This is a genomic window from Thauera butanivorans NBRC 103042, assembly GCF_001591165.1.
Classification (GTDB): Bacteria; Pseudomonadota; Gammaproteobacteria; order Burkholderiales; family Rhodocyclaceae; genus Thauera; species Thauera butanivorans.
Window position 1 is genome coordinate 54,006 of record NZ_BCUG01000003.1, and the last position, 26,196, is coordinate 80,201.

The 26,196-nt window shown below is 66.2% G+C and carries 31 protein-coding genes and 1 pseudogene; 8 read left to right on the forward strand and 24 right to left on the reverse strand.

The window, feature by feature from the left end:
- Position 1 precedes the first annotated feature (1 nt).
- The 5 genes from TBU01S_RS01525 (at position 2) to TBU01S_RS01545 (ending at position 3,484) form a co-directional block, all read left to right on the forward strand.
- Positions 2–322 (forward strand): flagellar protein FliT, encoded by a 321-nt coding sequence (locus tag TBU01S_RS01525; protein ID WP_068634877.1) that lies wholly within the window; start codon positions 2–4, stop codon positions 320–322.
- A 47-nt stretch (positions 323–369) separates the two neighbouring features.
- Positions 370–1,515, forward strand: a complete 1,146-nt coding sequence (fliK, locus tag TBU01S_RS01530) for a flagellar hook-length control protein FliK (RefSeq protein ID WP_068634878.1) — start codon at positions 370–372, stop codon at positions 1,513–1,515.
- On the forward strand, positions 1,508–1,846 hold the full coding sequence (locus tag TBU01S_RS01535) for an EscU/YscU/HrcU family type III secretion system export apparatus switch protein (protein ID WP_068634879.1): 339 nt from the start codon (positions 1,508–1,510) through the stop codon (positions 1,844–1,846). The genes fliK and TBU01S_RS01535 overlap by 8 nt, the downstream gene beginning before the upstream one ends.
- Positions 1,847–1,920: 74 nt before the next feature.
- A complete protein-coding gene (locus tag TBU01S_RS01540) occupies positions 1,921–2,688 on the forward strand; it encodes a flagellar brake protein (RefSeq protein WP_068634880.1) in 768 nt (255 codons plus the stop codon).
- Positions 2,689–2,698: 10 nt separating this feature from the next.
- Positions 2,699–3,484 (forward strand): flagellar brake protein, encoded by a 786-nt coding sequence (locus TBU01S_RS01545; RefSeq protein ID WP_068634881.1) that lies wholly within the window; start codon positions 2,699–2,701, stop codon positions 3,482–3,484.
- Here the strand turns inward: TBU01S_RS01545 and TBU01S_RS01550 are convergent, their stop codons facing one another.
- Positions 3,485–4,711, reverse strand: coding sequence for an MFS transporter (locus TBU01S_RS01550; protein ID WP_068634882.1), 1,227 nt, complete (start codon positions 4,709–4,711; stop codon positions 3,485–3,487). It lies immediately after the preceding gene.
- 214 nt (positions 4,712–4,925) lie between these two features.
- Between TBU01S_RS01550 and TBU01S_RS01555 the strand changes: the two genes are divergently transcribed.
- Entirely contained in the window at positions 4,926–5,648 is a 723-nt protein-coding gene (locus TBU01S_RS01555) for a fumarylacetoacetate hydrolase family protein (RefSeq protein WP_068634883.1), read from the forward strand.
- An 88-nt stretch (positions 5,649–5,736) separates the two neighbouring features.
- On the opposite strand, the gene TBU01S_RS01560 is transcribed toward TBU01S_RS01555, so the two are convergent.
- The 3 genes from TBU01S_RS01560 to aroQ all read right to left on the reverse strand — a co-directional run bounded on the left by TBU01S_RS01560 (position 5,737) and on the right by aroQ (position 6,872).
- Complete coding sequence (locus TBU01S_RS01560) at positions 5,737–5,949, reverse strand: DUF3079 domain-containing protein (RefSeq protein ID WP_068634884.1); 213 nt, start codon at positions 5,947–5,949, stop codon at positions 5,737–5,739.
- Positions 5,950–6,211: 262 nt separating this feature from the next.
- A complete protein-coding gene (locus tag TBU01S_RS01565; RefSeq protein ID WP_068634885.1) occupies positions 6,212–6,400 on the reverse strand; it encodes a hypothetical protein in 189 nt (62 codons plus the stop codon).
- 34 nt (positions 6,401–6,434) lie between these two features.
- Positions 6,435–6,872: a type II 3-dehydroquinate dehydratase gene (gene aroQ / locus TBU01S_RS01570; protein ID WP_068634886.1), complete on the reverse strand. Its 438-nt coding sequence runs from the start codon at positions 6,870–6,872 to the stop codon at positions 6,435–6,437.
- A 97-nt stretch (positions 6,873–6,969) separates the two neighbouring features.
- Here aroQ and TBU01S_RS24945 point away from each other — a divergent pair.
- A pseudogene (locus tag TBU01S_RS24945) lies at positions 6,970–7,050 on the forward strand (ATP-binding cassette domain-containing protein); the annotation flags it as partial.
- A gap of 206 nt (positions 7,051–7,256) precedes the next feature.
- On the opposite strand, the gene TBU01S_RS01575 reads toward TBU01S_RS24945, so the two are convergent.
- A complete protein-coding gene (locus tag TBU01S_RS01575; protein WP_068634887.1) occupies positions 7,257–7,940 on the reverse strand; it encodes a DUF3334 family protein in 684 nt (227 codons plus the stop codon).
- A 120-nt stretch (positions 7,941–8,060) separates the two neighbouring features.
- A complete protein-coding gene (locus tag TBU01S_RS01580) occupies positions 8,061–8,927 on the reverse strand; it encodes a putative RNA methyltransferase (RefSeq protein WP_068634888.1) in 867 nt (288 codons plus the stop codon).
- Here TBU01S_RS01580 and TBU01S_RS23670 point away from each other — a divergent pair.
- Positions 8,926–9,786 carry a flagellar brake protein gene (locus tag TBU01S_RS23670; RefSeq protein WP_169802944.1) on the forward strand — a complete coding sequence of 287 codons (861 nt, stop codon included), beginning with the start codon at positions 8,926–8,928 and terminating at the stop codon, positions 9,784–9,786. The two genes, TBU01S_RS01580 and TBU01S_RS23670, sit on opposite strands and share 2 nt — an antisense overlap.
- A gap of 933 nt (positions 9,787–10,719) precedes the next feature.
- Here the strand turns inward: TBU01S_RS23670 and TBU01S_RS01590 are convergent.
- The 18 genes from TBU01S_RS01590 to TBU01S_RS01670 all read right to left on the reverse strand — a co-directional run bounded on the left by TBU01S_RS01590 (position 10,720) and on the right by TBU01S_RS01670 (position 26,186).
- Positions 10,720–11,760, reverse strand: a complete 1,041-nt coding sequence (locus TBU01S_RS01590) for a phage late control D family protein (RefSeq protein ID WP_068634890.1) — start codon at positions 11,758–11,760, stop codon at positions 10,720–10,722.
- Positions 11,761–11,762: 2 nt separating this feature from the next.
- Positions 11,763–12,167 carry a phage tail protein gene (locus tag TBU01S_RS01595; protein WP_068634891.1) on the reverse strand — a complete coding sequence of 135 codons (405 nt, stop codon included), beginning with the start codon at positions 12,165–12,167 and terminating at the stop codon, positions 11,763–11,765.
- Between the two features lie 3 nt (positions 12,168–12,170).
- Positions 12,171–14,741 carry a phage tail tape measure protein gene (locus TBU01S_RS01600; RefSeq protein WP_068634892.1) on the reverse strand — a complete coding sequence of 857 codons (2,571 nt, stop codon included), beginning with the start codon at positions 14,739–14,741 and terminating at the stop codon, positions 12,171–12,173.
- Positions 14,738–15,058 (reverse strand): hypothetical protein, encoded by a 321-nt coding sequence (locus TBU01S_RS01605; protein ID WP_068634893.1) that lies wholly within the window; start codon positions 15,056–15,058, stop codon positions 14,738–14,740. Before TBU01S_RS01605 ends, TBU01S_RS01600 begins: the two co-directional genes overlap by 4 nt.
- A complete protein-coding gene (locus TBU01S_RS01610) occupies positions 15,055–15,396 on the reverse strand; it encodes a hypothetical protein (protein ID WP_068634894.1) in 342 nt (113 codons plus the stop codon). Before TBU01S_RS01610 ends, TBU01S_RS01605 begins: the two co-directional genes overlap by 4 nt.
- Positions 15,393–15,512 (reverse strand): GpE family phage tail protein, encoded by a 120-nt coding sequence (locus TBU01S_RS22850; RefSeq protein WP_083953401.1) that lies wholly within the window; start codon positions 15,510–15,512, stop codon positions 15,393–15,395. The genes TBU01S_RS01610 and TBU01S_RS22850 overlap by 4 nt, the downstream gene beginning before the upstream one ends.
- A gap of 8 nt (positions 15,513–15,520) precedes the next feature.
- Positions 15,521–15,820: a phage tail assembly protein gene (locus TBU01S_RS01615; protein ID WP_068634895.1), complete on the reverse strand. Its 300-nt coding sequence runs from the start codon at positions 15,818–15,820 to the stop codon at positions 15,521–15,523.
- Positions 15,821–15,833: 13 nt separating this feature from the next.
- On the reverse strand, positions 15,834–16,007 hold the full coding sequence (locus TBU01S_RS01620; RefSeq protein WP_157659070.1) for a hypothetical protein: 174 nt from the start codon (positions 16,005–16,007) through the stop codon (positions 15,834–15,836).
- Between the two features lie 17 nt (positions 16,008–16,024).
- Positions 16,025–16,534, reverse strand: a complete 510-nt coding sequence (locus TBU01S_RS01625) for a phage major tail tube protein (RefSeq protein ID WP_068634897.1) — start codon at positions 16,532–16,534, stop codon at positions 16,025–16,027.
- Positions 16,535–16,587: 53 nt separating this feature from the next.
- Positions 16,588–17,781 carry a phage tail sheath protein gene (locus TBU01S_RS01630; protein ID WP_068634898.1) on the reverse strand — a complete coding sequence of 398 codons (1,194 nt, stop codon included), beginning with the start codon at positions 17,779–17,781 and terminating at the stop codon, positions 16,588–16,590.
- A gap of 111 nt (positions 17,782–17,892) precedes the next feature.
- Positions 17,893–18,267, reverse strand: coding sequence for a hypothetical protein (locus TBU01S_RS01635; protein WP_068634899.1), 375 nt, complete (start codon positions 18,265–18,267; stop codon positions 17,893–17,895).
- A 1,161-nt stretch (positions 18,268–19,428) separates the two neighbouring features.
- The gene (locus TBU01S_RS01640; protein WP_068634900.1) at positions 19,429–19,905 is read right to left on the reverse strand and encodes a hypothetical protein; all 477 of its coding nucleotides are present in this window, start codon (positions 19,903–19,905) and stop codon (positions 19,429–19,431) included.
- 2 nt (positions 19,906–19,907) lie between these two features.
- On the reverse strand, positions 19,908–23,075 hold the full coding sequence (locus tag TBU01S_RS01645) for a DUF4815 domain-containing protein (RefSeq protein ID WP_068634901.1): 3,168 nt from the start codon (positions 23,073–23,075) through the stop codon (positions 19,908–19,910).
- A gap of 7 nt (positions 23,076–23,082) precedes the next feature.
- A complete protein-coding gene (locus TBU01S_RS01650; RefSeq protein WP_068634902.1) occupies positions 23,083–23,565 on the reverse strand; it encodes a BW3TFN family phage tail fiber component in 483 nt (160 codons plus the stop codon).
- 2 nt (positions 23,566–23,567) lie between these two features.
- Complete coding sequence (locus tag TBU01S_RS01655; protein WP_068634903.1) at positions 23,568–24,485, reverse strand: phage tail protein; 918 nt, start codon at positions 24,483–24,485, stop codon at positions 23,568–23,570.
- Positions 24,485–25,333 (reverse strand): baseplate J/gp47 family protein, encoded by an 849-nt coding sequence (locus TBU01S_RS01660; protein WP_068634904.1) that lies wholly within the window; start codon positions 25,331–25,333, stop codon positions 24,485–24,487. The genes TBU01S_RS01655 and TBU01S_RS01660 overlap by 1 nt, the downstream gene beginning before the upstream one ends.
- Positions 25,330–25,692 (reverse strand): GPW/gp25 family protein, encoded by a 363-nt coding sequence (locus TBU01S_RS01665; RefSeq protein ID WP_068634905.1) that lies wholly within the window; start codon positions 25,690–25,692, stop codon positions 25,330–25,332. The genes TBU01S_RS01660 and TBU01S_RS01665 overlap by 4 nt, the downstream gene beginning before the upstream one ends.
- Entirely contained in the window at positions 25,689–26,186 is a 498-nt protein-coding gene (locus TBU01S_RS01670) for a phage baseplate assembly protein V (protein ID WP_068634906.1), read from the reverse strand. The genes TBU01S_RS01665 and TBU01S_RS01670 overlap by 4 nt, the downstream gene beginning before the upstream one ends.
- Positions 26,187–26,196 lie beyond the last annotated feature (10 nt).

A 26,196-nucleotide genomic window follows, 5' to 3' on the forward strand; every position in this document is an offset into this window, starting at 1 on the left:
CATGCTGACGCCGAAAAGCTGCCGCGAACTGCTCGCCCTGTACGAAGCCATGGCCGAGGCCGCGGTACGCAACGATTGGAGCCGGCTCGCCGAACTGGAAGCGGCAAGTTCCGCACTGCGCAAGGCGGCCGCGGCCGCTCCCGCCGACACCGCCCGGCTGCCGGATGCCGCACAGCAGGAGATGGCAGCGATGATCCAGCGCATGCTGGAGCTCGACGCCGACGTCCGCTGCCATGCCGAACCCTTCCTGGAAAGCACCCGCAAGCTGCTGTCCGGCACGATACGCAGGCGCAACGTGCGCGATACGTACGGCAACATCTGACGCGCCCGACCCTGGGGTAGACTCTCCCGGGCAAGGAGGGAACCGCGATGATCCCCGCTGACCTCGCCGCCCGGCTGAGAACACTCACCGAGGCCAGTTTCTTCAATACCAGCCCGCCGGTTGCCGGCCTGCAGCGCGCGCGCGAAATCCAGGCCTTGCTGCCGGAGCTGCAGCAAGGCCAGCGCTTCTTCGCCACGCTGCTGCGCACCCTGCCCGACGGCTCGTTCCGCGCCGTGGTCGCCGGCAAGGAAATGACGCTGGCGCTGAACACCTCGGCCAAGCCCGGCGACACCCTCGAGCTCGAAACCTCGCGCGTGACGCAGCAGGCGGTGTTCGCCCGCGTCGTCGGCAACGATGCCGCCAGTGCCAATGCCTCGGCCCAGCCCGCACTGAGCCAGACCGGCCGGCTGATCAGCTTCCTGCTCACCGGCCAACCTTCGCCGTCACCGGCAAATCTTGCCGGCAACCAGCCCCTGCTCACCGCCCCGCCCACCAGCGGCGCGCCGCTGGTGCCGCTGCTGCGCCAGGCGCTGGGCCAGAGCGGCCTGTTCTACGAATCGCACCAGGCCGAATGGGTGATGGGCACGCGCGACAGCGCCAGCCTGATGCGCGAACCGCAGGCGCAAGTCCAGCAGGCCGGCCACCCGGCGGCAGGCGGGCGCCCCGCCGGCACCGGCTCCGCCGCGCCCCAGGCCGCCGCGGCGCACACCGCAGCCACCGGCGGTGGGCAAGCCAGCGCGGTGGACGGCAGCGAGCGCACGAACGCGGCCCTGCGCGCCATCGCCGACGACGCCGCGCCGGTCCGCAGCAGCACCAGCGCGCCGCTTCCCGAACGCCTGCTGCCCGTGGTCCATCAGCAGCTGGAAGCGCTCGCCACCCACCAGTACGTGTGGCAGGGCCAGGCCTGGCCGGGACAGCAGATGGAATGGATCATCGACGACCCCGAACGGGACGATGGCGAAGACGACACGACGGCGCAGGACTGGAACACCACGCTGCGCCTGAGCCTGCCGCGCCTGGGCAGCATCGAAGCGCACATGCAATTGACGCCGGCCGGCGTCGCGCTGCGCCTGCGCTCGGACGACGACGCCAGCATCGTCGCGCTGGACGCCGGCGCCGCCAGACTGGCCGAATCGCTCGAAGCGGCCGGCCTGAAGCTGACCGGCCTGGTGGTGGAGCGCCGCGATGACTGAATCCAGGCCCCAGCGCAGCGAAGCCGTCGCGCTGGCCTACACGGCCGGCGAGACGGCGCCACGCGTGGTGGCCAAGGGCAAGGGCGTGCTGGCACGGGAAATTCTCGAACGGGCACGCGAAGCCGGCATCTACGTGCATGAATCGCCCGAGCTCGTCAGCCTGCTGATGCAGGTCGACCTCGACACGCGGATTCCGCCCCAGCTCTACGTCGCCGTGGCCGAACTGCTGGCCTGGCTGTACAGCGTGGAGCAAGGCGGCACGGGGCCCGCGCCGGTGGCGCACGACCTGCCCGAGTCGCTGCGGCCGGCGCCGGCCGGCACGCCGGAGTAGGCTACGCCGGCCACGATGAGTCGTGCTATAAGCAACGACGAACAGCATCGGCAAACCAAGCTTCCCACCACGGCATGACGATCGAACACGAGTTGACCCGCGTCGAGCTGCTGCAGGCCGACGACCCGTCGAAATACCTGCTGAAGGATCGGCGCGAGATCGCGGCCGTGCTCCGCCGGCTGCTCGATGCACGCGAACTGGTGAGGGCGCGCGGCATGCCGGGCGACGACTCCTTTCTGACCGCACTGCTGCAGATCGACGAGGGCGACTCGGTACTCGTGCTGGACGGCAGCCCCGACGAAAGCATCAATGCCCGCCTCGGCCGGACCACTCAGATCGACTGCGTCACCCAGCTCGACAAGGTCCGCATCCAGTTCGTGCTCGAACGGCCGATGCTGCAGACCTGGCGCAGCGGCGCCGCTTTCCGCGCAGCCTTGCCGGCCGAACTGCTGCGCCTGCAGCGCAGGGAGTTCTACCGCCTTCAGGCACCGGCCACCCACGCGCTGACATGCAGCGTGCCGCTGCCCGGCGCCGGCGAAATCGCATGGCGCATCATCGACATCAGCGGCGGCGGCATCGCCATCGCCGTACCGCCGAACGATGCATCCTTCGCGCCGGGCGACGAGTTTGCCGGTTGCCGGATCAAGCTTCCCGACAGCCCGCCGATCCACGCGCGCCTGACGGTACGCAACCTGTTCCGCCTGACCACCCGCAACGGCATCGGCATGCTGCGTGCGGGTTGCGAGCTCTCGGACATGCCGCCGGGTGCGGACGAAGCCATACAACGCTACATCCTGAAGACCGAGCGCCAGCGCAGTGCACGCCAGCGCGCCCTGGGCTGATCCTCACGCCATGACTTCTCCCGACGCCGACAACACGCCCACCCCGATCGACATGGATCGCCGCGACGCGATCGAACAGTTCATCCTCGGCAGCCGCCGGCAGGTGCTGCAGCTGCTGCAGGAGCTGATCGAGCATCGCGCCCTGATCAGCGGGCATTTCGGCAATGGCCGCTCTTTCCTGACGGCCCTGCTCGAAATCTCGGACGACGAGGAAACCCTGGTGCTGGACGCCAGTCCGGACCCGGAAGCCAACCGCCGCATCCTGGCCGCGCCCAAGCTCGTCTGCGTCACCCAGTTCGAACACATCCGCATCCAGTTCGCGCTGCACGACCTGCGGGAAGGCCGGGAAGACGGGCGAAGTCTGTTCCTTGCGCCGGTGCCGCGCGAAATGCTGCGCCTGCAGCGCCGCGCCGCCTACCGCCTGAGCGTGCCCCTGAGCCACGCCGCCACCGGCCAGATCGGCGTCAAGAGCGCTGCCGGCACCCCGGCCACGCTGGCGGGGCGGCTGCTCGACATCAGCGTCGGCGGCATCGCGCTGCAACTGCCGCCGGATGCCGCACGACTCGTCATCGGCGAACAGTTGCAGGACTGTCGGCTGCAACTGCCAAACCTCGACCCGATCGTCGTCCAGCTGCGCGTCTGCTATCTCGATCGCCAGGAGCAGCGCAGCGGCTCGCAGATGCTGCGCGTGGGCTTTGCCTTCGTCGACCTGCCGCACAAGATCGAGAACACCCTCCAGCGCTACATCTTCAACACCGATCGCGAACGCGCCGCGCGCGAGCGCGGCGGGCTGTGATCAGCGCCCCGCGCCATACGCCTTTTCCAGCCGCCACGCGGCCGCGCCCAGCAGCACGCCCAGCATGGCTGCGCCGACGGGCAGCGTCACTGCGGCTTCCCAGCTTCCGCGGCTGGCGACCAGGGCCGCGATCAGCGGCGGACCGAGCAGTTGCCCGAGGTTGGAAATCTGCAGGCTCAGCCCCTGGAAAGTGCCGATCTGGCGCGAGGTCCGGGCGATGACGGTCGAGGCCGACAGAATGGACGACGGAATCAGGCCGCCGGCCAGGGACACCGCCACACAAGCCAGATAGCGCACGGCATCCGGCAAGGCCGGCGAAAAGGCGGCGTACATGAACAGGCCGCTCAGGCTGCTGCCCAGCACCAGCAGCTTGCCGCGCGCCACGCCGCGCCGCAGCAGCGTGCCGCCGATGACGTTGCCCGGCACGTTGGCCAGCACCATGATGCAGGACAGCGCGGCGACCCAGTGCATGTCCAGTCCGCGCTGCTCGCGCAGGAAGGTCGGCAGCCACACGATCAGGGTGAAATGCTGCAGCGCCCAGGTCGCGAACAGCAGTCCCAGGGTCCATGCCAGCGGCTGGCGCATGACCTCCCGCGCCACCGCCAGGGCGCGTTCTTCCTGGTCCTCGGTCGGTGCTTCGGCGAAGCGGTAATGCCGCCGCTGCAGCCATGCCGACACCCCGCCCGCCAGCAGTAGCACGATGGCAAAGCCCCAGATCACCCGCCAGCCGCCCAGCCCCTGCAGCAAGGGCGCAGCGATCATCACCAGGCCGATGCCGCCCGGCATGTAGGTTCCCCACACGCCCAGCACGAAGCGCCGATCCTCCAGCCGGCTCGCTGCCGACAGCAGGATCGGCGCCGACACCGCCACCGCCATGTAGCCCGCCCCTTCGATCACCCGCCCCGCCAGCAGCAGCGGGAAGCTCGTCGCCAGCAGGCTGGCCGCGCCGCCCGCCAGGCTCAGGCCAACGCCCGTCAGGCACAGCCGCAGCCCGCCGATCCGGTCGGCCGAGAAACCGAACACCACCGCGGCGCACACCGCGAACACGTTGATCGCCGACGACAGCCAGCCGGCCTGCAACAGGCTCAGGCCCAGATCCTCGCGCAAGGCCGAAATCATGATCGACACCTTGCCGACGTTGCTGGCCACCGCCACGCCGCACAGCAGCGCCGCCGCGACCGCCATCCAGTGCGTCGCCACCCGCTCCTGCTGCACACCTGCCTTCATCCAGTTCCTCACACGCGCTCCCGCGCGGCAGGCCGCAGCCCGCCGAGTACGAGTCGATTCTTCACCGGGGACGGATTCTCCCTGTTCGGCGCACACAGGGCCACCTGAATCCATTGGCGAAGCACTGACGGCATACCAGCGCTGGACGGGCATGGCGGATTGGCGGCATGCTTGCCCGCTTCCAGCCCCATCCAACATCGCGAGCAAAATACCGATGAACCAAGCCGACTACCTGTGGCCCCCCGCCCCTGTCCCCTCGCTGCCGATACGCGGCACCACTGCGCGCCTGCCGGTCCGGCGCATCTTCTGCGTCGGCCGCAACTACCAGGGCCACGCCATCGAGATGGGCACGCCGATCGACAAAACAACGATGCGGCCCTTCTACTTCATCAAGGATGCCGGCAGCCTGGTCGAGACGAGCGCCGGGAAGCCTGCGCGCGTGCCCTATCCGCCCGGCACCGGCAACTATCACCACGAAATCGAACTGGTCGTCGCCATCGGCGCCGAAGGTTTCAAGGCTTCCGCCGCCGATGCCGACCGGCTGGTCTACGGCTACGCCGCCGGCCTCGACATGACGCGCCGCGACCTGCAGAAGCTCTGCCAGGGCCAGGGCCGTCCCTGGGATCTGGGCAAGAACTTCGAGCGCGGCGCGGTCTGCGGCGAGATCGTCCCCGCCGCCGGCCTCGGCATGCTCGACCAGGGCGCGATCACGCTGCAGGTCAACGGCGAGACCCGCCAGTCGGGCGACCTGTCGATGCTGATCTGGAACATCCGCGAACTGATCGCCGATCTGTCCTGTTTCTACCACCTGCAGCCGGGCGACCTGCTCTACACCGGCACGCCCGAAGGCGTCGGCGCAGTGCGGCCGGGCGACCGCCTCAGCGGCCACATCGAAGGCGTCGGCGGCATCGCGCTGGAGATCGGCGAGCCGGAATGAAGTTTTCCGCCACGCTTGGCTGAGAACAGGGAAAGGCAAAACCAAGCCGCAGCAGCGGGATCGCTTTCCCCGCTGCGGGCGACGCTCATCAACCCTTGTGCTGGCGCACGTTCTTGTCGTTCTCGTCGGGTTCGATGTCCCAGTCGCCATACAGATACCAGTCCTCGCCCAGTACTTCGGCCGGGTGCATGGTACGCCCCGAGCCATTGCCGCAGCCGAGGTCATCGACCGAACAGTACTTGTCGCAGCCCCAGCAGATGCGCTCGGGGTGCTTGGGATGGAGGGGAAACTTCTTGGCCATGACTGGCCTCCTGCGGCAGGCGGCGAATGCAATACCCGATGATTTTTGTCGGGATATGCATTCACGGCATTGACTTGCGTCAAGCAGCCTCGCCGACCGGAAACCCGGCTCGCAGAGCAGTTGGCCACGGCGGCCAACTTCTGCACGAGCCTTATGACCTCAGCTCCCCTGCCTGGCGCCCTCCGCATTCGTCGCGCCAAGGGGCCATCCTGAGCCGATGCAGGCTCGGCATTCTGAGTCCAGCCGAAACAGCCGGAAGAACTCACCGTTCAGCAACCGCGTGTTTCTTCGGCTCGATGCTGATCCACCACGGCAGCGGGCGGCGCACCTCGATGGGCATCACGCTTTCGAGCATGACCAGCGCCCGCTCGGGATCGTCGGCCGGGTAGCTGCCGAAAACGGGCAGACCGGCAAGCAGCTGCACCTCGACTGCCCCGTCATAAACGGACATTCATGATTGCAGGCGCGTATGAAGCTCGGACAGCTCAACGCAGCTTGCTGGCAACGAACTGCAGCGCAAGGTTGTAGCCCAGCGTGCCGAAGCCCGCCATCACCGCCTCGGCGATGTCCGACAGATAGGAATGGTGGCGGAAGGCTTCGCGCTTGTGCACGTTGGAAACATGTAGTTCCACGAAGGGAATCGCGACGCCGCCGAAGGCGTCGCGGATCGCCACGCTAGTATGCGTGTAGGCACCCGGGTTGACGATGACGAAATCCACGCCTTCGAGCCGCGCCTGGTGGATGCGGTCGACGATCGCGCCTTCGTGGTTGCTCTGAAAGCAATCGAGCTCCAGCCCCAGTTCCGCCGCCTGCGTGCGCAGACTGCTCTCGACGTCGGCCAGTGTCGTCAAACCGTAGATGTGCGGCTCGCGCGTACCGAGCAGGTTCAGGTTCGGGCCATTGATGATCAGGACCTTGCTCATGCGGAAATGCTCCTTTGCAGAAAGATCCGCAGTGTGCCGCAGTATCGGCCGCCGCGATACGCGATAAGGGCTGCGGCAGTGCCGCATCCTGGATGGCGTGTCGCTGGCCGTCGAGCCCGGCAGCATCCTCGGCCTGGTCGGCCGCAACGGTGCAGGCAAGAGCAGTCTGCTGGAATGCCTGCTCGGCCTGGCTGGCCTGGCATGGACGGAAGCCCGGCTTGGCATGGCTGCGCACGTTCAGCCAGTGGTGGCTGCTGGCCTATCCGAACACGCCACTCTCGCCATGGGTGATGCTGGCCTGGGCGGTTTTCCTGCTATGGACGCTGGTCCAATTCGCGCTTGCCCGGCACCGAATCCTCCAAGTTCAGTAAAGCGCCGGTGCAATCACATGCCCAGCGACTTCAGCAGCGCATCGTGGTCGTCGGTGCCGGCCGCCGGTGCAGTCGGCTCCGGCAGCCGCCGATTCTGCTCCAGCAGTTCGTCCGGATCGGGCGCCTCGTTCGGCTCGAAATCGACGAGCTTGATGAACTCGGTGTGGTCGACGGCCAGTTCCAGATAGAAGACGTTGTTCCGAGCAGTATAGAAAGTCACCCGCCGCGCTTCGGGCTGGTCCAGCTTGGTATCGACGCTGAGGATGACCTGCTTGTTGAGCACCAGCATCTTGGGCTGGTTCTGCGTGATGTCGATCTGCAGTTCGCGCCCGACCTTGCCGGTGAAGTTGCCGACGATCTGGTTCATCAGCTCGCCCATGACGTTGCTGACTTCGTCCGAGGTATAGGACACCGCCAGCTCGGATCTGGCCATGCCCATGCTGAGCATGTAGCGCTCGTAGATCTCCATCGCCGCCTGTGCCGAAAAGTTCATCACCACCAGCCCGGAGAAGCCGCCGTCGAACAGTACGAAGCAGCCGATGTCGGGTTTGAGGCAGGTCTTGGTGATCTTCTGCACCATGCCGGAAAAGCGGATGTCGCCCTGGGTGGCCTTGCCGAGCACCGAGGTCACGGAATTGCACAGGCCCAGCAGCAGGTCTTCGGTACCGAATACGACGGGGTGGTCTGCCTTGTTCATGGCGTTCATCGCTCACAACGGAAACGGACGGGAGTAGCGGCTCTTTTTAGCACAGCCGGCAAGCGCCGCGCAGGCCGATCTCCACGCTCGTGTGCATTCATGCACGAAGCGTCCCGGCCGTCACCCGGCGGAACCGGATGCGACGGACCGTCCGTCGCGCACCAGCACCAGCAACCTGGCATCCACGGTCAGGGACAGCGCCGTCAATGCCGCGGCCCTCGCCCGCCCGTCGGGCGTAGTGCGGAACAGGTGGGGCGTCATCAGCAGCAAATCGGCGATCGCCTCGGCACCTTCCAGTTCCAGCGTGAAACGCAGGCTGTCGTGGGCGCCCATGCCGAATCCTGCCGGCACGCGGGGCTCGCCCTTGCGCTCGGGCTTCAGCGCCGGATAGATGATCTCGCGCAGCTGGCGCAGATGGTCCGGGCCGGCATCGACCTGCAGCAGCAGGCCGCCAGGCTTGAGCACCCGGGCGAACTCCGCATACACCGGAAAGCCGAACATGCACAGCACGCAGTCGAGCGTAGCGTCCGCCACCGGCAGCCTGGCATTGCTGCCCACCAGCCAGGTCGCTTCACGCTGCTGCCTGGCCGCCGCCTGCACCGCCCACTTGGAAATATCCACCCCGGCCAGGGCAAGATGGCGGGCCACGGCCGACGCCCCGAGCCGGCGCAGGTAGTAGCCTTCGCCGCAGCCGGCGTCGAGACAGCTCGCCTCCCCTCTCGGCGGCAAGCCGGCCAGCACCCTGCGGCTCACCTCGTCGGCAAGCGGCTGGTAATGGCCGGCGTTGAGGAAGCGCCTGCGCGCCGCGACCATTTCCTTGCTGTCGCCGGGGTCGCGCGAGCGCTTGTTCTGCACCGGCAGCAGGTTGACGTAGCCTTCGCGGGCGATGTCGAAGCCATGTCCCGCGGGGCAGCGCCAGGCTGCGCCGTCGCGCCGCAGCGGCGCGGCGTCCAGCGGACAAGTCAGGTTCTGGAACGGAAGAATCATGGACGCGAAGCGTGCAGCAGCCCGGGCGCAAAAACAAGCGCAGCACCCAATGTGCCAGGCATTCGTGGACACCGTACAATCGTGTGAAACCCACGCAGGATCCACCATGAACACCGTAGCGGCTTCTCCCGACATCCCCGACGCAGCCGAAAAGGCGGCGCGAGGCCAGGCATCCCGGGCTGGCGCTCATGCCGATCGCAGCAGCCTCATCGACATGCGCCCGCTGATCGGAGATTCGCTGCAGCTCGACTGCGGAATGCCGCTGAAATCGCAGAAAACCTACGTCAAGCTCGTGGGTTACCTGAAGGACCGGTCGATCGTCGTCACCGCGCCGACCGTCGGCGGGCGCCGGCTGGAACTGATCGAAAATGACAACGTGCTCATCCGGGGCTTCTCCGGAACCAATGCCTACGCCTTCCGGGCATCCGTGATACGCGTGAGCCGGCTGCCTTTCGACTACGTCCATCTGTCTTTTCCGGACACCGTCTTCGGCCGGCCCGTGCGCCGATCCCAGCGCGTGAAGACCGAACTCGATGCCGATCTGCACCCAGGTTCCCCAGACCGGGCAGAACCGATCCGCGTGCGGATCGAGAACCTCAGCGCCCTCGGCGCACTGGTTTCGATGGCACACCCGCTCGATCCCGAACTGCCGGCACGCCTGAGCACGGCACTGATGGTGCACGGCAACCGTGTCGAGCTGGAAGCCGACAGCGTGATCGTCAGCCACCACGTGGAAACAAACGGCACCGGCATCCACAACTACGGCCTGAAGTTCACCGGTCTCGATCCGCATGATGCAATGTTGCTCAAGGCATACGTCTACCAGCAGATCGTGGACCACCCGGATTCGGTGTGCTGACGGGCTGCGCGCCGCAGGGACGCATTCTTTCGCCCGGAAAACGGGAAGTTGACACCGTAAAAGCAAAAACCCGCTGAGTTTCAGCGGGTTATGTGCTTTTCTGGCGGAGACGGAGGGAGGCACGGCCCCCGCAAAATCTGCCATATAGCCCCACCTCCTGCCCAGATGCCTACACGGATGCCTACAACCTCGGCAGCGTCGCGGCCGCTGCGCATCACTCGTGATGCGTGTGCGCGCCATGACGCGCGCCCGCGTAGGTTCTCAAGTCGGGAGGGGGGGCAAAGAATAGTAACTTCAGTAACCTGATCTGCGAAACGGCCCTAGAAGCCGCGCCAATGCTGGCGATACGACAAATGCAAAAAGGTAATTTTTTAGTAATCAAAAGGTAATCTGATTACTCTTTTCCAGTGTAATTTTTCTGGCTTTCACGACCTATAAAAATCAATGACTTAGAAAAAGATTACCTTTTTGGTTACTTCAAATTACCTTTTTTTGTAATCTTTAAAGTCGTTTTAAATCAGTAGCTTGCACAGCGTTTCCGGGGGTCGATTACTGAGGTTACTATTCTTGGCCCCCCTTCCCTAAAAAGTACCTTGAGCATCACCGCTGCCGGGGCTTGGCTCCACACTGCGGCCACGCCCAGGCCTTGAATCATTCCGCACCGCACACAAAGCACGTCGCCCGCTTTCTCAGCCCTTGGCGGCCATGGGTTTGCTCTTGTGCGGCGCCGCGTCATTTCCTCTACCCGAAGCGCCCAGGCGTGGCGGGGGGACGAGCCCGCGCGCTGGGGGTTCGGGACGTGGGGCTGTGGCTGGGCTGGGCTGGGCTGGCGCACCATGATGGTGCGCGGCGGTCGGGGGGCGACGGGCGGGCGCACGCGGGCCGCGTGGGGGCGGCCAGCAGAGCGGGCGATGCGGGAGGACGGGGCCGGGATCAGTCCGAGGTGCGGATCTGGAACTCTGCGGCGGTGGTGAGGCTGTCGGGGGTGAGACGGTGGGTGAGGCGCTTGATGATCCAGTCGGCGCTGTCGATCTCGGGCCTGAAGCCGACGACGTGCGTGGGCAGTTCTGGGATCAGCTCGGGCTGGCCGATGGCGAGTGTGAGGCTGAATTCAGCGACGGCACGCTGTAGGCGCTTCCATTCGGCCTCCGCAGCCTCGCGTGCGTTGCGTAGGCTGGCGTAGGTGTGGCGCAGCGTCTTGACGCTGCCGGCGCCGGGTTCGGTGGTGTCGTCGCCTGCGGGGGCATTTTCCGACCCGGCGAGGAATGATTCGCGCTGGCCGGTGCGGGTGTTGTGCCAGTATGCGAGCACGCCGGTGTATGCATCGCGGTCGGCTGCGGCGAAACGATGCTGGTCGCCACTGCTGCGGGTGATCGTGACCGGCTGTAGCGGCGTGCCGCCGGCCGTGGTGCCGGCGCCGTTGGGCATCAGCAGCAAGCGGCGATCCTTGACCGTCGCGATGCTGTCGTGCATCCGGGCCAAGCGCGTGAGCATGTTTGCGTCCGATTCATCGGTCTGATCAAGATGTGCGATCGCGCGGTCAGCGAGGGCCTGGGCGATCACGGGCACGAGGTTGTTACGAGCGGCGATACTGCTGATGACTGCCCCCAGCATCGTGCCGTGCCAGCTCTGGTTCCGCTTGTCGTGGAACCTGCCCCGCAGGTCCGCGCTTCGCGCGCGGATGGTCAGGCGATCGGGGGCGCCGCTGTGCTCCACTTCGTCGACGTTGTAGGTGCCCTTGTCGATCAGGGCGTCACCGCGCCAGCCGATGGCTACGTTCACAACCACGCCACGGGCTGGCATCGCCAGCGCGCCGTCAGAATCATCCAGAACGATGTCCAGTTGATCGGCCTCGAATCCGGGGTTGTCTGTGATCGTCAGCTCGATCAGCCGCGGCTGCATCAGCGGCGTGATGTCGCGGCCGTCCAGCGTGACCAGATAATCGGGGCTGGGGTGGTGATGGGCCTGGGACATTCTCAGGGCTCTGACGACAGCATCCCGGCGTGCTCATCGACGCGCGCAAACCCGATGCGGAATTCGATGCGCCGAGCGCTTCCGTCCTTGAAGAACAGGGTGCGTGTGAGATTGAGCGAAGTGATGACGAAGTGGCCATACACCCGCCCGTTGCCATCGATCAGCGGTGCCGCTGTACCAGCGTCGGCCATCTCGCGCAGTTCGGTGATGCTGGGCTCGCCGCCTGTGATCTCCGGAGCCAGTACACCGGAAAGCGTGACCGTTTCATCGTCCGGCCCGAGGAACTGGCGTGCCGGCCGCACCCCTACGCGGCTGCTCGCTGCATGCCGCCATCCCATGGCCTGTTCCATCGACTGAAACGGCAGGCTGGCCAGCTCGAACACGAACATCCCGAAGCTCATCAGCATGATTTACTCATCATCGGCCAGCCGCGAGCGGCGCCGTGCGGCTGCGTCACGGTCGCGGCGGTCCAGCTCGGCCGCCACCGCCCGCGCGACCTGCTGCGGGTCCATGCCGGGCGCGGCGTGGATGTGGATCTCGTAATGGCTACTGACCTGGCCGCCACCGGCAGCGCGGGCAGCCAGCGGCGGGCGGCTGTCGATCGGGATGTCTGCGCCGCCGGCCATCGCCACGCCCACCCCGGCCATGCCGGTACCGGCAGCCACGGTAAGGGCGCGCGCGGCTCGTGTGAGCACATCCAGCGGCGCGCCAGCGGTGCGCTGCAGGCCCTGCGCCAGGCCCTGCATGGTGAAGCCGCCGAGTTCGGCGAAGACACGCGATGGTGAGCGGATGCCCAGCTTTTCCTTGAACCACCCGACAACGCTATCGCCCGCGCCGGTGATCGCGTCTCGGGCGCGGCCCAGCGTGCCCGTGATGCCGCGCACCAGGCCATCGATCAGCATGCCGCCGAACTCTGTGAACTTGCCCGGCAGCTCGATGCCGAAATAGCTCAACACACCCGCCATCGCGCCATAGAACAGCCCCACCGGGCTCCAGTTGATGATCAGCGCCCCCACGGCACCCAAGCCGCCCGCGAACGCCGCGCGAATCTCCGACCAGATCCGGCCAAAGGTGGCCGCCACCGTGTCCCAGTTGCGCCAGACCAGGTACGCGCCCAGTGCCAGCGCTGCGATCGTCGCGCCGATGGGGTTCGCGATCAGCAAGCCCAGCACAATGCGCAGGCCGGTTGCCAATGCCGGCAGCGCCCCCCGCGCGAGGGACCACAACGCCCCGCCGAGCCTCGCGCCCTGGATGCCGAACAGCGCCATGCCATATCGCATGACAGCAAACGGCCCGATCACCGCCGCTAGCGCCAGCGCAAGCCCCCCGAAGGCAGCAACAACGAACGCAGTACCGATTGCGATCTTGGACAGCGCAGACACCAGCCCGGGGTTTGCCGCCGCCCACGCGCCCACCTGGCCGACGATTTCGGTGATCCACTTGACTGTGTCGCGCATCGCGCCATTGTTGGTTTCGAACAGCGTGATTTGCAAATCTTCCCAGCCGGAAGACAGCTCATCCAGATCGCCAGTCAGGTTATCAGCCATTTTCTTGGCAACCTTGGAGGCCTCCCCAGCACTGTCGCGCAGCGTCTGGATGAATGTCTGCAACTCGCCACCGCCCGCCTTGCCCACAAGGTAGTTCAAGCCGGCCGACGCCTCTTCACCCGCAATTGCCTTAAGGTAGCCGGACCGCTGCGCGTTGCCCAGGTTCAGGGTTTTCTGATGAATCTCCGCCAGCACATCGGCAACCGGGCGCATGTTGCCCGCGCTGTCTGCGGCCTGTATGCCCAAATCCTCCAAGGCTTCGCGGGCCATCTTGGGCGGCGCGGCCAGGCGGGACATGATGGCCCGCAGCGAGGTGCCGGCCATTCCCCCCTGCAGGCCAGCACCGCCCAGGATGCCGGCCATGGCGGCGGTTGTTTCGAGGTCGTAGCTCAGCCCTTCGGCCACCGTACCCGCATATTTCATGGTTTCGCCGAGCATTTCGAGCGTGGTGTTCGACTGAGTGAACGCCGCTACCAGCACATCGCTCACCTCGCCCATACGGCCGGGGTCGATGTTGAACTGGCTAAGGATGTTCGACGCAATATCCGCCGTGCGCCCAAGATCGGTATCCCCTGCCAGCGCAGCATCCAGCAGCCCCGGCATAGCCGCGCGGATGGCCTCGGGCGTGAATCCAGCCATTGCAAGGAAAGCCTGCCCCTGCGCCGCATCGGTGGCGCTGAACATCGTCACCGCGCCCAAGTGCCGCGCCTGCTCGCGCAAGACCCTCATCTGCTCGCTGTCTTTATCCAACCGGGCAAGGGCCTGCACCTTGCTCATTGTCTTGTCGAACTCGATACCAGGTTGGACGAAGCGCGCGGCACCGTACAGCACACCACCGCCCGCCCCCAGCGCCGCCGCCCCGGCCCCCGCAATGCGGTTCCGCGCGTCAAGCGTGCGGTCGTACCGCTCGCGTGCCGCGTTGAGCCGCCCCGTGTGCTCGGCCTGGGCTCGCAGCGCCGCGGTCTGCCGCGCCAGGGCATCGGTCGCCGCCGTGGTGCGGGTGCGGAGTTCCGCCTGATGCTGGGCCAGCCCCTTCAACGGCACGCCGGCCGCCTGCAGTTCGGTGCGTAAGCGCTGCTGCTGCACCGTCAGCGCCTGGTGCCGCTCGCGCAACTGGTGCGCCTCGCGCCGTGCGGCCTCGAAGTTTCGCGTCAGCGCCTTGCTGGGCGCATCCGTCGCCTTCATCTCCCGCGCCAGCGCCGCCACTTTGCCGCGCGCCAGCTCCAGCGTGTTGCCGGTCACGGCAACGTCGCGCGACACCTTGCGGAAGCTGTCGATCTGCCGGCCCTGCGCTTCCAGCGCCCGCAAGCTGTCGCGTGCCGCCTTCACTGCCGCACTCATGCCCTTGCCGCCGGCGGTGATCGCCTTCAGCGGCCCGGATGCCCGGTCGATCGCGTTCAGAATGACCTGCAGGCGCAGGTCGCGCGCGTTCATCTTTCAGCGGCCGCGAGCTGCCGCACCGGGCATTCGGGGCACTTGCACTGCCGGCGGTTCAGCATGTGGATGCCCGCCGTACCAGCGTTCGACAGCGCCACGCCGACCAGCATCAGCCACGGCCAGGCGTAGGGGTCGCCAAGCAGGTAGTCCGCCACCGACGCCAGCAGCACGAACTGCCCGCCCGCCTTGGCGATGTACGCCCAGCGAATCCGCCCACGCGTGCAGCGGCCCATGTGCGTCACCGCGCACAGCGTGAAATACAGGGCCACCAGGCTCGTGACAAAGATCAACAGCATCAGCATCGGAATGATCATTCGCTGCCTCCGCGGCGCTTGATGAACCCGGTGGGATCGCGCGAGAAGCGCCGGCCCAGTACCGCGATCGCACCCACGAAATGAATGCTCAGCAAGCCCACCGCCAGCCCCAGCAGCCCCTCCACGCTGCCGTCCGTAGGCAGCCAGGCAATGCCGGTATGCAGCAGCCACGCCACGATCACCGGCGGGCCAAAGTAGGCCCCCAGCACGCCGAACAGCAGCGCCGTGGCCCACTGGCTGGTCGGCACCTCGTGCATGTAGCTCAGCATGATCACGGCGCCGAAGAATCCGACGATCGGGGGGATCAGCTTCGTGCTGCTGAATGGTTCGGGGGTCATTTTTCGTCCGGGCTGTTGCGGATGCGGGCGCGCTCGCGCCACGCCATCAAGTCTGTGAGTGACAGGCCGTCCATGTCGCCCGGTGCCCAGTGGAACACCACCGCAATGTCGGCCATCGCGTCTTCTACGTGGCCTGGGATGGCTCCAGCAGCCGCTTCTGCAGCAAAAAACCGGCCACGGCCCCACCGATCTGCACCAGGTCGGCCGGGTCCATGCCGCGCACGTCGGCGGTGGTCAGCGTGGGCGTGCTGATGCGCGGCACCACGGTGACCAAGGATTCCACGTCCATCGCCAGCAGGGCGGTGAGCGCCACGCCGCGCAGCTCGCCGGCATTGGGCTTGCGCAGGGCGACTTCGGTGATGTTCTGCTCGCCGCGTTGGATGGGGGTGTCGAGCTGGACGGTTTCGGTTTTCGGGGTGTTCATTGCATGGTTCCGGTTACAGGGTTGAACGTGTGGACTGACGTTGCGGTGCTGGCGTCGCCGGCTCTTCGGGATCGATGTCGAGCTTCAGCTTCAGCGGCTCGCGTGGCGGGTCTGGGATCAGCCAGTGTGCGGCCTTGGTGCCGGCCACGAAGAGGAACCCCGCAACCAGGACAGCGAGCAGGATCACCCCGATCTCACGGCCCTTCACAGCCCGATCGCCCGGCGCTGTTCTTCAAGCCGGTCGACGCCGCCCACGACCTCGACCATGTTCAGCAAGTCGATCTCAACGATCACCTGCCCGTCCTCGATCAGCTTGTAGTAGCTCAGCGAACTCTTGACCTTCAGCGGCTGTTCATCGCCCACCTTGGCCGTGCCGGGGTCGATCTCGCTGTGGCGGCCGCGCACCACGACTTCCACCGCGGTCACCTCACCGGTGTCGTCGCGCTGGTAGGCGCCGGCAAAGCGCAGCAGCACCGCGTCCGCGCGGCTGGCGCCCCACTGCTGGTAGATCGCGCGCACATGGCCGCCGCAGGTCCATTCCAGTTCCAGCTTCTCGCTGCCCTGGTCGGTATCCACCGGGCCATTCATGCCCCCGCCGCGGTATTCCTCCATCTTGCGGGTGAGCTTGGGCAGCACCACTTCGGTGGTCACGCCGGCGAACGATTCGCCGTCGACGAACAGGTTGAAGTTCTTGAGCTTGCGCGGTAGCGCCATGATTGCGTCCTCTCGGGGCGCGAGCCGCCGGCAGCGCCGGCAGGCCCGGCAGGTTAAGCGGCGGTGATGCGGTCGGCGAAGTCGGCCAGATAGCGGTCCGTGATGCGCTGGCGCAGCATCAGGTTCTCGAGCGGGGGCACCGGCGTGTAGTCGTAGTCGATGTACAGCTTGCCTTCCTTCAGCGTGGCCGTGCTGTTGATCTCGGCGTCGTACCAGGCCTGGCCGTCCATGATGTAGCCCAGCCCCTTCAACTCGCGGAACTTGGCGTTGATGCCTTCGATGATGTCGCGCACCAGGCTCGGGTGCATGGGCTTGTCGATCGCCCACATGTGCGCCTCGGCCATTGTGTCGGCCAGCACCTGGGCGGTGCGGGTGTAGTTCTCGAAGGCGAACAGCGGATCATCGCTGCACGTGCGCGAGCCCCAGAAGCGGAAGCCGTTGTTGCGCACCAGGGTGGTGACGTCGGCGGCGTTGAGGTAGCCGGCGTCCGTGTTCGGGTTCTGCAAATCCCAGAACACGTCACGGCTGATGCCGGTCACGCCGTTGACGGCGATGTTCGACAGCGTCTTGTGCCAGCCCACCTCCTCATCAAGCCTGGCCCGCAGCCCCACCGCACGGGCCGTGGCGTAGGCCGCCGCGCTGGCGTTGGCGGCGGTATCCCAGGACACGAAATCCGGCCAGATCAGCATGGCTTCGCGGGCGCCGAAATTGTCGCGGTAGGTCACCGCGTCTTCCTTCGTCGCGCATTCCCAGGCAGACACGTATGCGAAGGCGCGCAGCTGCTGCGCCACGGCCACCAGTTCGGTCGCCACTGGCAGCGAATCCAGCCCGGGCACGGCCAGGATGCGCGGCTTCACGCCGAGCTGGGTCTGCGCCGCCAGCAGGGCCTTGATGCCGGTCAGCTTGCCTTCGGCGGTGGTGGTGCCCACAAGCTTGCTGGTCTGGTCTGCGGCCTTCTCTTCGTCGGTGTCGCCCACCCCATCGGCCACGCGCACGGCCACGATCAGCGGCGTGGCCTGGTCGGCGATCGCATCCAGCGTGGCCGCCAGCGTGCCTTGCGTGCCGGCCTTGCCGATGGCGCTGTGCACGCTGGTGATCAGTACCGGGGTATCGAGCGGGAATACCGCAGGGTCGGCATCGCTGGCCGTGCAGACGATGCCGATGATGGCGGTGGAGATGGTGCGGATCGGGCGCACGCCATCGTTGATCTCGATGACGCGTACACCGTGATGGTAATCGGTTGCCATGTCGGCTCCAGGGTGGGCGGTGACATGGCGAGGATGCCGCGCGCGCGCGATGACGGCACGCGCGGCGGGGTGTGAGGCGGAGAGTCAGAAGGCCAAATGATCACACAAGGATCACGGTAGCTCTCCAGGCATGATCGGCGCTGACAAGATCGCGCCGGCGTCGATGCCATGCCCCGCGTCGATCAGCATCTGCAGCGCCGCCGGCAGGTCTGCGCGATCGAGATCGATGTACTGCCTGACGCTTGTGTCCCGAATCAGCGCCTGGGTGATCGCACTGCTGTCGGCCAGAATCGCGTATTTCGCGGCGCCGAACCGGTCATAAAACGCGCCGACGCTGATGTGCCGGAGTGCCGGCGTGACGGGAGGCGCATCGGACTGCGCCGCTGCGCGCCAGCGGCCGGGGTATGCAGCATCAACAAACTGCTGATCGGCGACGATTGTGTTGATGACGTTGTTTGCCGAATCCAAAATCTCATATCGCATCATCAGAACTCCACGATCACAAATGATCTGCCGCCGGCGGCACTGGTGGCCGTTATTGATGTCAGTGCATATACCGCTGCCGCTCCGCTGCCCGCACCGAGCCCTGGCAACCCTGACGTTGCAACAAGACTCGATCCCGCGCCCGTAAATGCACCGCACACAGCCCCGCTGCCCGCCAGCATGCCCGCCAGCCCCCCCTTCAGCGTTTCGGAAGCAGACGATGACGAGGCGATTCCGACCGCTCCGCTACCGCCGCCTACTCCAGCTGGGAATCCTGCCGCAGACGCAGTCACGCCAGATGATCCGCCCCCAGTCAGTCCGGCCAGCAGCCCAGGGCCGGTTATCGCTCCAGGGACTCCACTCAATCCGCTTGTCGCCGAAAATACGCCGTCGTAACCGGCCCCACCGACGCCCACGAATGAATTTACCCCGGATGGCGATCCAGCCAGCGCTCCTCCGCCGCCGGACACGCCCACATTATTTTGCGCCGTTACGCTGACATCGCCGCTCGCACCGCCGACGCCCGCGCCCCCGGTCGCGGCAATGCCGGACCCTATCCCCGTGAATGCGACTTGCGCCGACCCAGACGAAAATCCAGTCATGACCGAAAACGTGCGGCCCCACCAGGCGGCGCCACCCCCCGTGGCGGCCTGCCTGGCTGGCTGGCTGGCTGCATCAACGAGCGCTGCGCCGCTGTCGCCACCGATGCGGTTGATGTCACCTCCGATTGCCACGCCGCCAGACGCACCGCTGCTGATAACACCGTTTGATGCAACGCTGCCGCCCTGGCCACCATTTGCAGTCAGGTCAATGCCAGGCCCCGTGACGCTCGTCGTGCCGCCCGCATTGCCTGGTGATTTTCCGCCGGCAGTGACAGTGACACCCGCGCCGGGCGCGCCGATTGTGATCGTGTAACTGTCTCCAGCATTGACGTGCACGAGCTTTACCCCTGTCGCGCCTGCACCGCCCCCGGTCGCAGACGAGCGAGCTTCGGTTGTCGCGGCGCCGCTACCGCCCGGGGCAACGGCGGTAAATCGCACTAAACCGCTACGCGGCGCGGTCCATACACGACTCTCTGTGACGATTTCAATTAGCGGCGCCAGGGGCTGCGTCAGCCACTGCCCCTGCCGTTGCAACTCGGCCAGCGCAGCCAGCGAAATGGGGTCACTCATCATCTACCTCCGTTGTCTCAAACCCAGTGAGCAGCCCGCCGGTGTATGTCAGTACAGTCGTGCGGACCCGGCCCGCATATGTCTGTACTGCGCTGGCAAGGGCGCCATCGGGTGTGTATGTCAATACAGTCGTGCGCGTGCCGTCATGCAGCGCCTCGGTTGCGCCGGTGAGCATGCCGTCTGTGTATGTCAGCGTTGCACTGTCCGGCCTGGCAGTGTTCAACAGATCAGTGACCTGGGCCAGTTCGAGCTGAGAAAGCCCGCCCGTCTGCACGGCCAATACGGCCGCGGCCAGGGCGATCAACGAATTTTCAATGGTCTCGACACGGCTACCCGTGGGCAGTCCTGCAATACTGGAATCGATCTGCAGCAGCGCGGCGCGTAGTCTGAGAACATCATCGGACAAATCGTTGTCAGGATGCGGAAGTGGAAATTCCATCTCAGGCGTGCGATCGTTGATGGTCGGCATGATCAATCCTCAAGCACCACGACGCGCAGGTTGCGCAATTGGGGCCGCGCGCTCGCCCCACCCTGCAGCAGCAAATGCACGCGCAGCCGATCCGCAGTAATGCCCGGCAATTCATGGGAGATTTCAAGAAAGCCTGCCGCCTGTGCCGCCGCACTCAGGTAGGGCACGTTGATCAGCGGCGCCCCGTCATCATCGGCCTGCATGCGCACGGCAATCGACGCCCCACCGGGAATCAGCGCCTCGAACACCACCCGCAGCGTGCCGCCCGCACCCGCGTTGATCGCTGGCGTCACGTAGTTGTCAGTCTCATGGAGATGGCCGGAGATCAACTGAACCCCGGGTTCCAGCACGGCCGCGCTTGTGTGGCTACCCGACAGCACGGCCACAACAGTCGTATCACCGGAAACCGGCGCAGCCAGACGTGCCACCTGCCCATCGCCCAGCATCAGCGTGCTGCCGTCCGGCATCGCCACTTCAAACACCAGGCCCGCATCCACAGATGGGCGATCGGCATACCCGGTCACCATGATGTCGGTAGCCTCGTTCAGCTCGATTGCCCCCAGCGGCACCCGCCGTTCCAGTTCAAAGTAGCTCGCGGCCAGCAACTGGAACATCAAGTCGCGGTCCTGGTGCGTCGTCCACACCGTCGCATTGCTGCTCGACAGCAACACCCCCACGTTGTACGGCTGGCTGGTCACCCACCGCCCGTTGTCACGGTCATACTTGCCCAGTTCAGCGACTGCAACAGCAGTGGTCGCGTCATTGCACATGATCACCAGCACATATTCCCGCCCCGCTTGCAACAACACCGGGGGCCAGGTGATGCGCGTCGCCTCGGTGATCGAGATTGCTTCCGGCGGCACGCGGGCTTCAATCAGCGCCGTATTCGCGGGCGTACCGTTGTTGAACTCCCGGATCTGGATGATCACCTCAGATTCCTTGGCGGTAAAAACCAAGTCCACCCCCGAGATCTGGCGCGCCGCATCCAGCGCAAAGGTCTGCGCCAGCGGGTCGGCAATACGCGGCCCGAACTGCGTGTACGTAGCCCCCGGAGCCGCGCTCCAGCGCTGCCATGTCTCTGTTGTCACGTTCTGCTGCACTACTGTTGCCCGAGTGCCCTGCCCGGCGAACATCTGGCTGGAGAAATTCCCCCACGCTCCCGTTGCCTGCACCAGTTTTGTACCAGCCGGCACCCCGGCAGGGATGATGAAAGCCCCCGATAGCGCCCCCACTGCATCGGCCGTAATGCTGGCCGGCTCCGTGTCCAGCGTAATCCCGTCAAACGTCAGCGCCGCAAGCGGCTCCCCCGGCCCCCACCCCGTAATCTCGAAGCGCACGCTGATCGGTCGAAGATATTCAATCGCAGCAGTGTTCCGCGAAACTTCGATCACGCTGGTCTGACGCGACACCAACGAATCCTGATTTCCCACCCCCACGTACAGATACTTCGTCGCATGGTTCAGCCATGTCGTGTTCGTCTCGGTCCACCTGTCGACCGCCGGCACCAGCCGCATGGCCGCACTGGGCGCGGCGAAGCTCATGTACGGATTCACCAGCATCACGCCGGTCGACAACGCCTGGCTCAACACAACATCATGATCATGTGCTGGCGCCATCTTCCCCTGTACTGCCTCGCCCAGCAGATGCACCTCCACATCCATCGCCAGCGTCAGCACCCCATTTACGATGGCCGCAGTCTGCGGCACTCCGGCATCGCGCATTTCATCCGAAATCATCGGGTCTGCAAACTGCCCGCGCCGAATGCCACTGAAGCGCCCCTGAATATCCACAGCAAGGCGAAGCTCCGCCATCGCCTCAGCCAGATCCTGCTGCCGCAGCCGGTAACCGGCCAGCTCGAACATCGGCACCATCCGCGTGCCATCACTCACCACCCGGCGCCCACTCGTCCAGGTCTGGAGCACACTGGCCAGCAGCAACATGGAATCCGGCACGGGGGGAGGTTTCGGCGACCATGACGCAGCAATGCCCCTGATCCATCGCGGCACCCCGTCCCTGTCCAGGCAAACCCGGTCAATGCGCGGCAACATCTGCTGATAGCTCACCAACACCAGCGTGCCCGGCAACGCTCCATGCACAGTAAATCCAGTTGAATCCGCATCTGTCGGCTCGAACGCCGCGATGTACGTAAAGGTCACCTCATACGTACTACCCGGCGCCGGTTCCGCCCCTGCAGGGCTCCAGTCGATTTGCCCGGCCGTCAGCACATAATCCGTGCCTGCCGTGTATGTCGTGGCCCCCTGCCCCACATTGACCACGGTCAGTACCGCAGCCTCCGGTAGCGGGTCCGACGCCCCCACATGCCCCCCGTGCGTCATCGCCACGGTGCGCTGAGCCGTAATGCGCACGCTCGAAATGCTCTGCGCCGGTGGTCGCATCAGGGTGATGCGTTGCGGGTCTGTCGTCGTGCTCGGGTGCGGCTCACTGTCGATAAAGCGCAGGTCCGGCTGAGCGGGGTATGTGATCCGGTGGCTTGCTGTGCGCTCCACCGCGACGCCACCGACCCGCGCCCGCCCCTCGCTCAACGTATAGACCTGGCCGCCGGGCTGGTCATCAGACATCGCAAGTTCCAGTCCCGTTACGATGTAGCTACCCCCTGCGCTGTCGCGGTCATAGCGCGCAATCGCCTGGCTCATCACGTCCAGATTCGGCGGAGCTTCCTTCGGCCGCACCACACCGCTCTCCACAACCCACACCGGGAAGAAACGCCCATCCGTTCCATCCTCGGGCAGCCCCCACACCGGGTTGATCTGCCGCCGGGTCGCCCCCGGCTCGTTGTACCCGCGCGTACCCACTGCCGGGTTCAGCAGACCAGGATCACGGCTTTCATCCACCTGTACTTCCTGCAGGTAGATGCCCACTGTCACAATGCCCGTGATCGGAATCACCAGGTGCGCAGGCGGCACACCCCGCACTGCACCGTCCAGGTAAACCGCCCCGGCCTCACACTGTGTATCGCCAGTCTCGGCAGACACAATGATTCGAGCATCCCGAATCACATCTCCGTCCGAAAAGAGCACATCAGAAATCTCGCGCAGCCGCTGCGCCGCCATGCTCTGCAGTTCGTTGAGCTCGGCCGACTGCAGCACCCGGTCAGGTCGGAATTCAATCGCGTCATAGTTGTCAGCGGGGTCGAATCTGTTGTAAAGCATGGTCGCCTCAGAACGGAATCACATATTCGAAAGCCGGCCGCACCGAGCCGTTGCGCAAGAAATTCTGCGAGCGGTCCAGCAACAGGCAGCGGCCCGGATCGGAAATCTGATCGGGGGTGAAGTAGCGCTGCCCGTCCGGCAAACCCTCCATAACAACCGTGCCGATGAACAACGCGAGCTCCCGGATACGCAGATCTGCAGCCTCTTCAAAGCCGAACGTCACACGCACGTACAGGTTGCGCGTCGGCGTGGCAGACAGCGTGTAATTGCCTTGCGGCGTCTCGATTGCGCCGGCAGGGTCGGCCAGCACATAGCCGACCTGTGTAGCCAAGCGCCGCCCCACCTCGGCCACCAGTGCTATGTTGTCGGTAGGCTCTGGCTCAGGGGCGTCATCCCACTCATCAGCCCCCGTGCCCCATGCAAGCATGATGGGTTGGGCGGCAATCAATTCGGCTTGTGCAATCCGGCCATCAAGCTGTCGAGCAGGCATGGTCAGGTCTCCAGTTGAGTAAGTGCGTGAGAGATCACCGGCGTACGCCACCGCCCGACCCAAGGGCCGAGCCAGGCACGTACATCCGGGGTAGGCAACGCATGCGCCACCTCAAATTGGGCAGCGTCGTGCACTGCGGTCAATTCAGGCTCATCGAGCACAGCCGCCACCACTGACCAGCGTATGCTGACGATCGAACCAAGCGCCTCCGGGTTAAGTACAATGGCGTACTGCTCGATCACTCGCCCGGCTGCGTCCAGCAAGATTTCGCTATCGAGCAGCCAGGCATCCAGCCGCCAGGAGTCATCCAAGAACACCCGCACCGAATAGATCGATGCGGCCGCGCCGTCGATCGCACCCGCATCGGCCGGCTCGGCAAAGGCATGCGCTGCGCGTGTGCCGAACGAAAGCTTGAGGCCATCGACGACGACGCCGGAATCGTCATCGAGCAGCGCATCGTCCAGGCGCGAGCGGTCCAGCCGCAGGTGCCGGATGTCGTAGCCGTGGAAGAGCCGGTAGAACCTGACGTGGGCGGGAATGCTGCGCTCGACCAGGTGGCGCACGTCCGCCAGGCGCTCGGGCGCGGCCGGCGTGCCGGGGTCGAGGTGCAGGCGGGCACCGTCTTCCTCGAGCACGGCATCCAGATCGATCCAGCCCAGCGCACGCTGCACCGCGGCAGTGGTACCGCGCTGGCGCAGCCACGGCAGGCCGGCGGCGATTAGCGCCGCCGCGGTGGGAAAGTGGCGGCTGAAATCCGCCAGAAACCATTCCGCAGCCAGCCACGCGGCGAACTGCTCGGGCACCTCGCCCTTGAAGCCACCCACCGCGTCGATCGCATCGTCCAGCGCGTCGAAGCGCAGTGCGGTCTCGGCCTTGCGCTCGAATTCCGTCGCATTCGGCGGCAGCAGGCTCGTGCCCATCACAGCCCCGCATCCGTGATCTGGATCACGCCAGCCACGGGATACTCATCGTCGGCCAGCAAGATGTCCGCCGCGGGCTGGATCAGCTCCACCGCGGCCACGCCTTCGACGTGCAGCTTTGCCACCAGCCAACTGCGCGGCAGCTCCGCCCCCAGCGCGGCCGCGGCGGCGAATACCCCGGTGAACTCCACCGTCAGCCGCGCGGCCAGATCCACCGGCGCGGCCGGCGTGCGGCGAATGCGCGCGCTCACATCGACGACGCGCGGGCGGGCCACCGCTACCGATACAGCCACGCCCAGGATCTTGCGCGCGGGGTCGGTCAGGGCAGCCAGCACCAGGGCGCGCACGGCCGCATCGTCGGCGCCGCCCGCCACCCACACCGCCACCTGCACGGCGCCGGGGTACGGCTGCAGCACGACCGCATCGACGACGTCGAGCGAGGCGCCCAGCGCCCTGCCCCGGTAATGCTCGGCCGTGCCATTACCAGCCAGTGCGGCAATGGCGAGCTGCAGGCGCAGGCGGAATCGATCGTCCCCTTCGCCAGGCAGGCGGACCAGCTCGTAGAACGCCGCCAGTTGATCGAGGTCACTGCCGGTCGCGAACTGGATCAGGTTCGCCCGGGCGGCTTCGTTGATGCGCTGGCGCAGCAGCAGTTCTTCGTATGCCGATTCCTGCAGAAGCTTGACGATGGGCTCCGACTCCAGCGCCAGCGTGGCGGTGATCTCCGCGCGCTCGCCCTCGGGGTACAGGCTGATCAGCCTGCTGCGGCGCCGCGCGTACAGCGTCTCGAAATCCAGCGCCTCGATGATGTCCGGCGCCGGCAGGGCGCCCTGGTCGATGGTGCTCATCTCATGCCCCTGATCTGCACAACCAGCGGGTCGAGCCGGGCCGGGCGCGGGCCGTCGCTGCGCGCCCCCTCGATGCTCACCATCACCTCGCCGGCGGCCGCGCCCAGACCCACGGCGATGCGCTCGATGCGCAGGCGCGGCTCCCAGCGGTGCAGCGCCATCACGCTGGCACCCATCAGGCGTTGGCGCGTGGCGTCGTTGAAAGGCTGGTCGATCAGCTCGGGCAGGTAGCTGCCGTAGTCGCGGCGCATCACGCGCGAGCCGATGGGCGTGGTCAGGATGTCGCGGATGGACTGGCGCAGATGGTCAAGCTCCGCGCAGCGCCGGCCGGTGGACACGTGCATGCCGGCGTAGCTCATCGCTGCGGCTCCCCGGTGATGCTGCCCCCCGACTGCACGCCGGTATGCCGGTGGGTGTGCAGGATCACACCGTTGCTCTGCAGATCCCCGCCGACGTGGATCACCTCGCCGCCGTCGATCCTGATCGCGCGCAGCCCGCTGAGCGTCAGCGTGCCGCTGGTGTGGTCGTAGGCAATGCGGGCGCCATCGGGAAAATCGACAACATGTTCCGTGGCGCTGCTGCTCGGCTGATCATGCGCGGCGGTGTAGATGCCGGTCAGCACGAAACCCGCGCCCATGTCGCCGCTCGGGCACAGCAACAACACCTGCTCACCTGGCGCCGGCGGGTTCCACGTGCGCGTGGTGCCTGCCCGGCGCTCGCACCACGGCAGCCAGTCGGTCAGCAGCGCGCCGCACTGCACACGGCACAGCGCACGCGCGTGATCCACCGCGGCAATGGAGCCGGGGCGGATCAGGTTGTCGATGCGGCGGGCGAGGTCTGCAGGGCTGTTCATGCCCTGATGA

Coding starts and splice junctions, on each gene's coding strand:
- TBU01S_RS01630 (WP_068634898.1), bottom strand. CDS start 17,781: ATGGCAACCGATTACCATCACGGTGTACGCGTCATCGAGATCAACGAT.
- TBU01S_RS01625 (WP_068634897.1), bottom strand. CDS start 16,534: ATGGCGCTACCGCGCAAGCTCAAGAACTTCAACCTGTTCGTCGACGGC.
- TBU01S_RS22850 (WP_083953401.1), bottom strand. CDS start 15,512: ATGGCCGACATTGCGGTGGTGTTCCACTGGGCACCGGGCGACATGGAC.
- TBU01S_RS01595 (WP_068634891.1), bottom strand. CDS start 12,167: ATGCTGATGAGCTTCGGGATGTTCGTGTTCGAGCTGGCCAGCCTGCCG.
- TBU01S_RS01525 (WP_068634877.1), top strand. CDS start 2: ATGCTGACGCCGAAAAGCTGCCGCGAACTGCTCGCCCTGTACGAAGCC.
- aroQ (WP_068634886.1), bottom strand. CDS start 6,872: ATGAGCAAGGTCCTGATCATCAATGGCCCGAACCTGAACCTGCTCGGT.
- TBU01S_RS23670 (WP_169802944.1), top strand. CDS start 8,926: ATGGACGCGAAGCGTGCAGCAGCCCGGGCGCAAAAACAAGCGCAGCAC.
- TBU01S_RS01645 (WP_068634901.1), bottom strand. CDS start 23,075: ATGCTTTACAACAGATTCGACCCCGCTGACAACTATGACGCGATTGAA.
- TBU01S_RS01550 (WP_068634882.1), bottom strand. CDS start 4,711: ATGAAGGCAGGTGTGCAGCAGGAGCGGGTGGCGACGCACTGGATGGCG.
- TBU01S_RS01590 (WP_068634890.1), bottom strand. CDS start 11,760: ATGTCCCAGGCCCATCACCACCCCAGCCCCGATTATCTGGTCACGCTG.
- TBU01S_RS01535 (WP_068634879.1), top strand. CDS start 1,508: ATGACTGAATCCAGGCCCCAGCGCAGCGAAGCCGTCGCGCTGGCCTAC.
- TBU01S_RS01605 (WP_068634893.1), bottom strand. CDS start 15,058: ATGATCATTCCGATGCTGATGCTGTTGATCTTTGTCACGAGCCTGGTG.
- TBU01S_RS01635 (WP_068634899.1), bottom strand. CDS start 18,267: ATGATGCGATATGAGATTTTGGATTCGGCAAACAACGTCATCAACACA.
- TBU01S_RS01575 (WP_068634887.1), bottom strand. CDS start 7,940: ATGAACAAGGCAGACCACCCCGTCGTATTCGGTACCGAAGACCTGCTG.
- fliK (WP_068634878.1), top strand. CDS start 370: ATGATCCCCGCTGACCTCGCCGCCCGGCTGAGAACACTCACCGAGGCC.
- TBU01S_RS01545 (WP_068634881.1), top strand. CDS start 2,699: ATGACTTCTCCCGACGCCGACAACACGCCCACCCCGATCGACATGGAT.
- TBU01S_RS01640 (WP_068634900.1), bottom strand. CDS start 19,905: ATGCCGACCATCAACGATCGCACGCCTGAGATGGAATTTCCACTTCCG.
- TBU01S_RS01580 (WP_068634888.1), bottom strand. CDS start 8,927: ATGATTCTTCCGTTCCAGAACCTGACTTGTCCGCTGGACGCCGCGCCG.
- TBU01S_RS01650 (WP_068634902.1), bottom strand. CDS start 23,565: ATGCCTGCTCGACAGCTTGATGGCCGGATTGCACAAGCCGAATTGATT.
- TBU01S_RS01670 (WP_068634906.1), bottom strand. CDS start 26,186: ATGAACAGCCCTGCAGACCTCGCCCGCCGCATCGACAACCTGATCCGC.
- TBU01S_RS01600 (WP_068634892.1), bottom strand. CDS start 14,741: ATGAACGCGCGCGACCTGCGCCTGCAGGTCATTCTGAACGCGATCGAC.
- TBU01S_RS01655 (WP_068634903.1), bottom strand. CDS start 24,485: ATGGGCACGAGCCTGCTGCCGCCGAATGCGACGGAATTCGAGCGCAAG.
- TBU01S_RS01610 (WP_068634894.1), bottom strand. CDS start 15,396: ATGACCCCCGAACCATTCAGCAGCACGAAGCTGATCCCCCCGATCGTC.
- TBU01S_RS01565 (WP_068634885.1), bottom strand. CDS start 6,400: ATGTCCGTTTATGACGGGGCAGTCGAGGTGCAGCTGCTTGCCGGTCTG.
- TBU01S_RS01560 (WP_068634884.1), bottom strand. CDS start 5,949: ATGGCCAAGAAGTTTCCCCTCCATCCCAAGCACCCCGAGCGCATCTGC.
- TBU01S_RS01540 (WP_068634880.1), top strand. CDS start 1,921: ATGACGATCGAACACGAGTTGACCCGCGTCGAGCTGCTGCAGGCCGAC.
- TBU01S_RS01615 (WP_068634895.1), bottom strand. CDS start 15,820: ATGAACACCCCGAAAACCGAAACCGTCCAGCTCGACACCCCCATCCAA.
- TBU01S_RS01660 (WP_068634904.1), bottom strand. CDS start 25,333: ATGAGCACCATCGACCAGGGCGCCCTGCCGGCGCCGGACATCATCGAG.
- TBU01S_RS01555 (WP_068634883.1), top strand. CDS start 4,926: ATGAACCAAGCCGACTACCTGTGGCCCCCCGCCCCTGTCCCCTCGCTG.
- TBU01S_RS01665 (WP_068634905.1), bottom strand. CDS start 25,692: ATGAGCTACGCCGGCATGCACGTGTCCACCGGCCGGCGCTGCGCGGAG.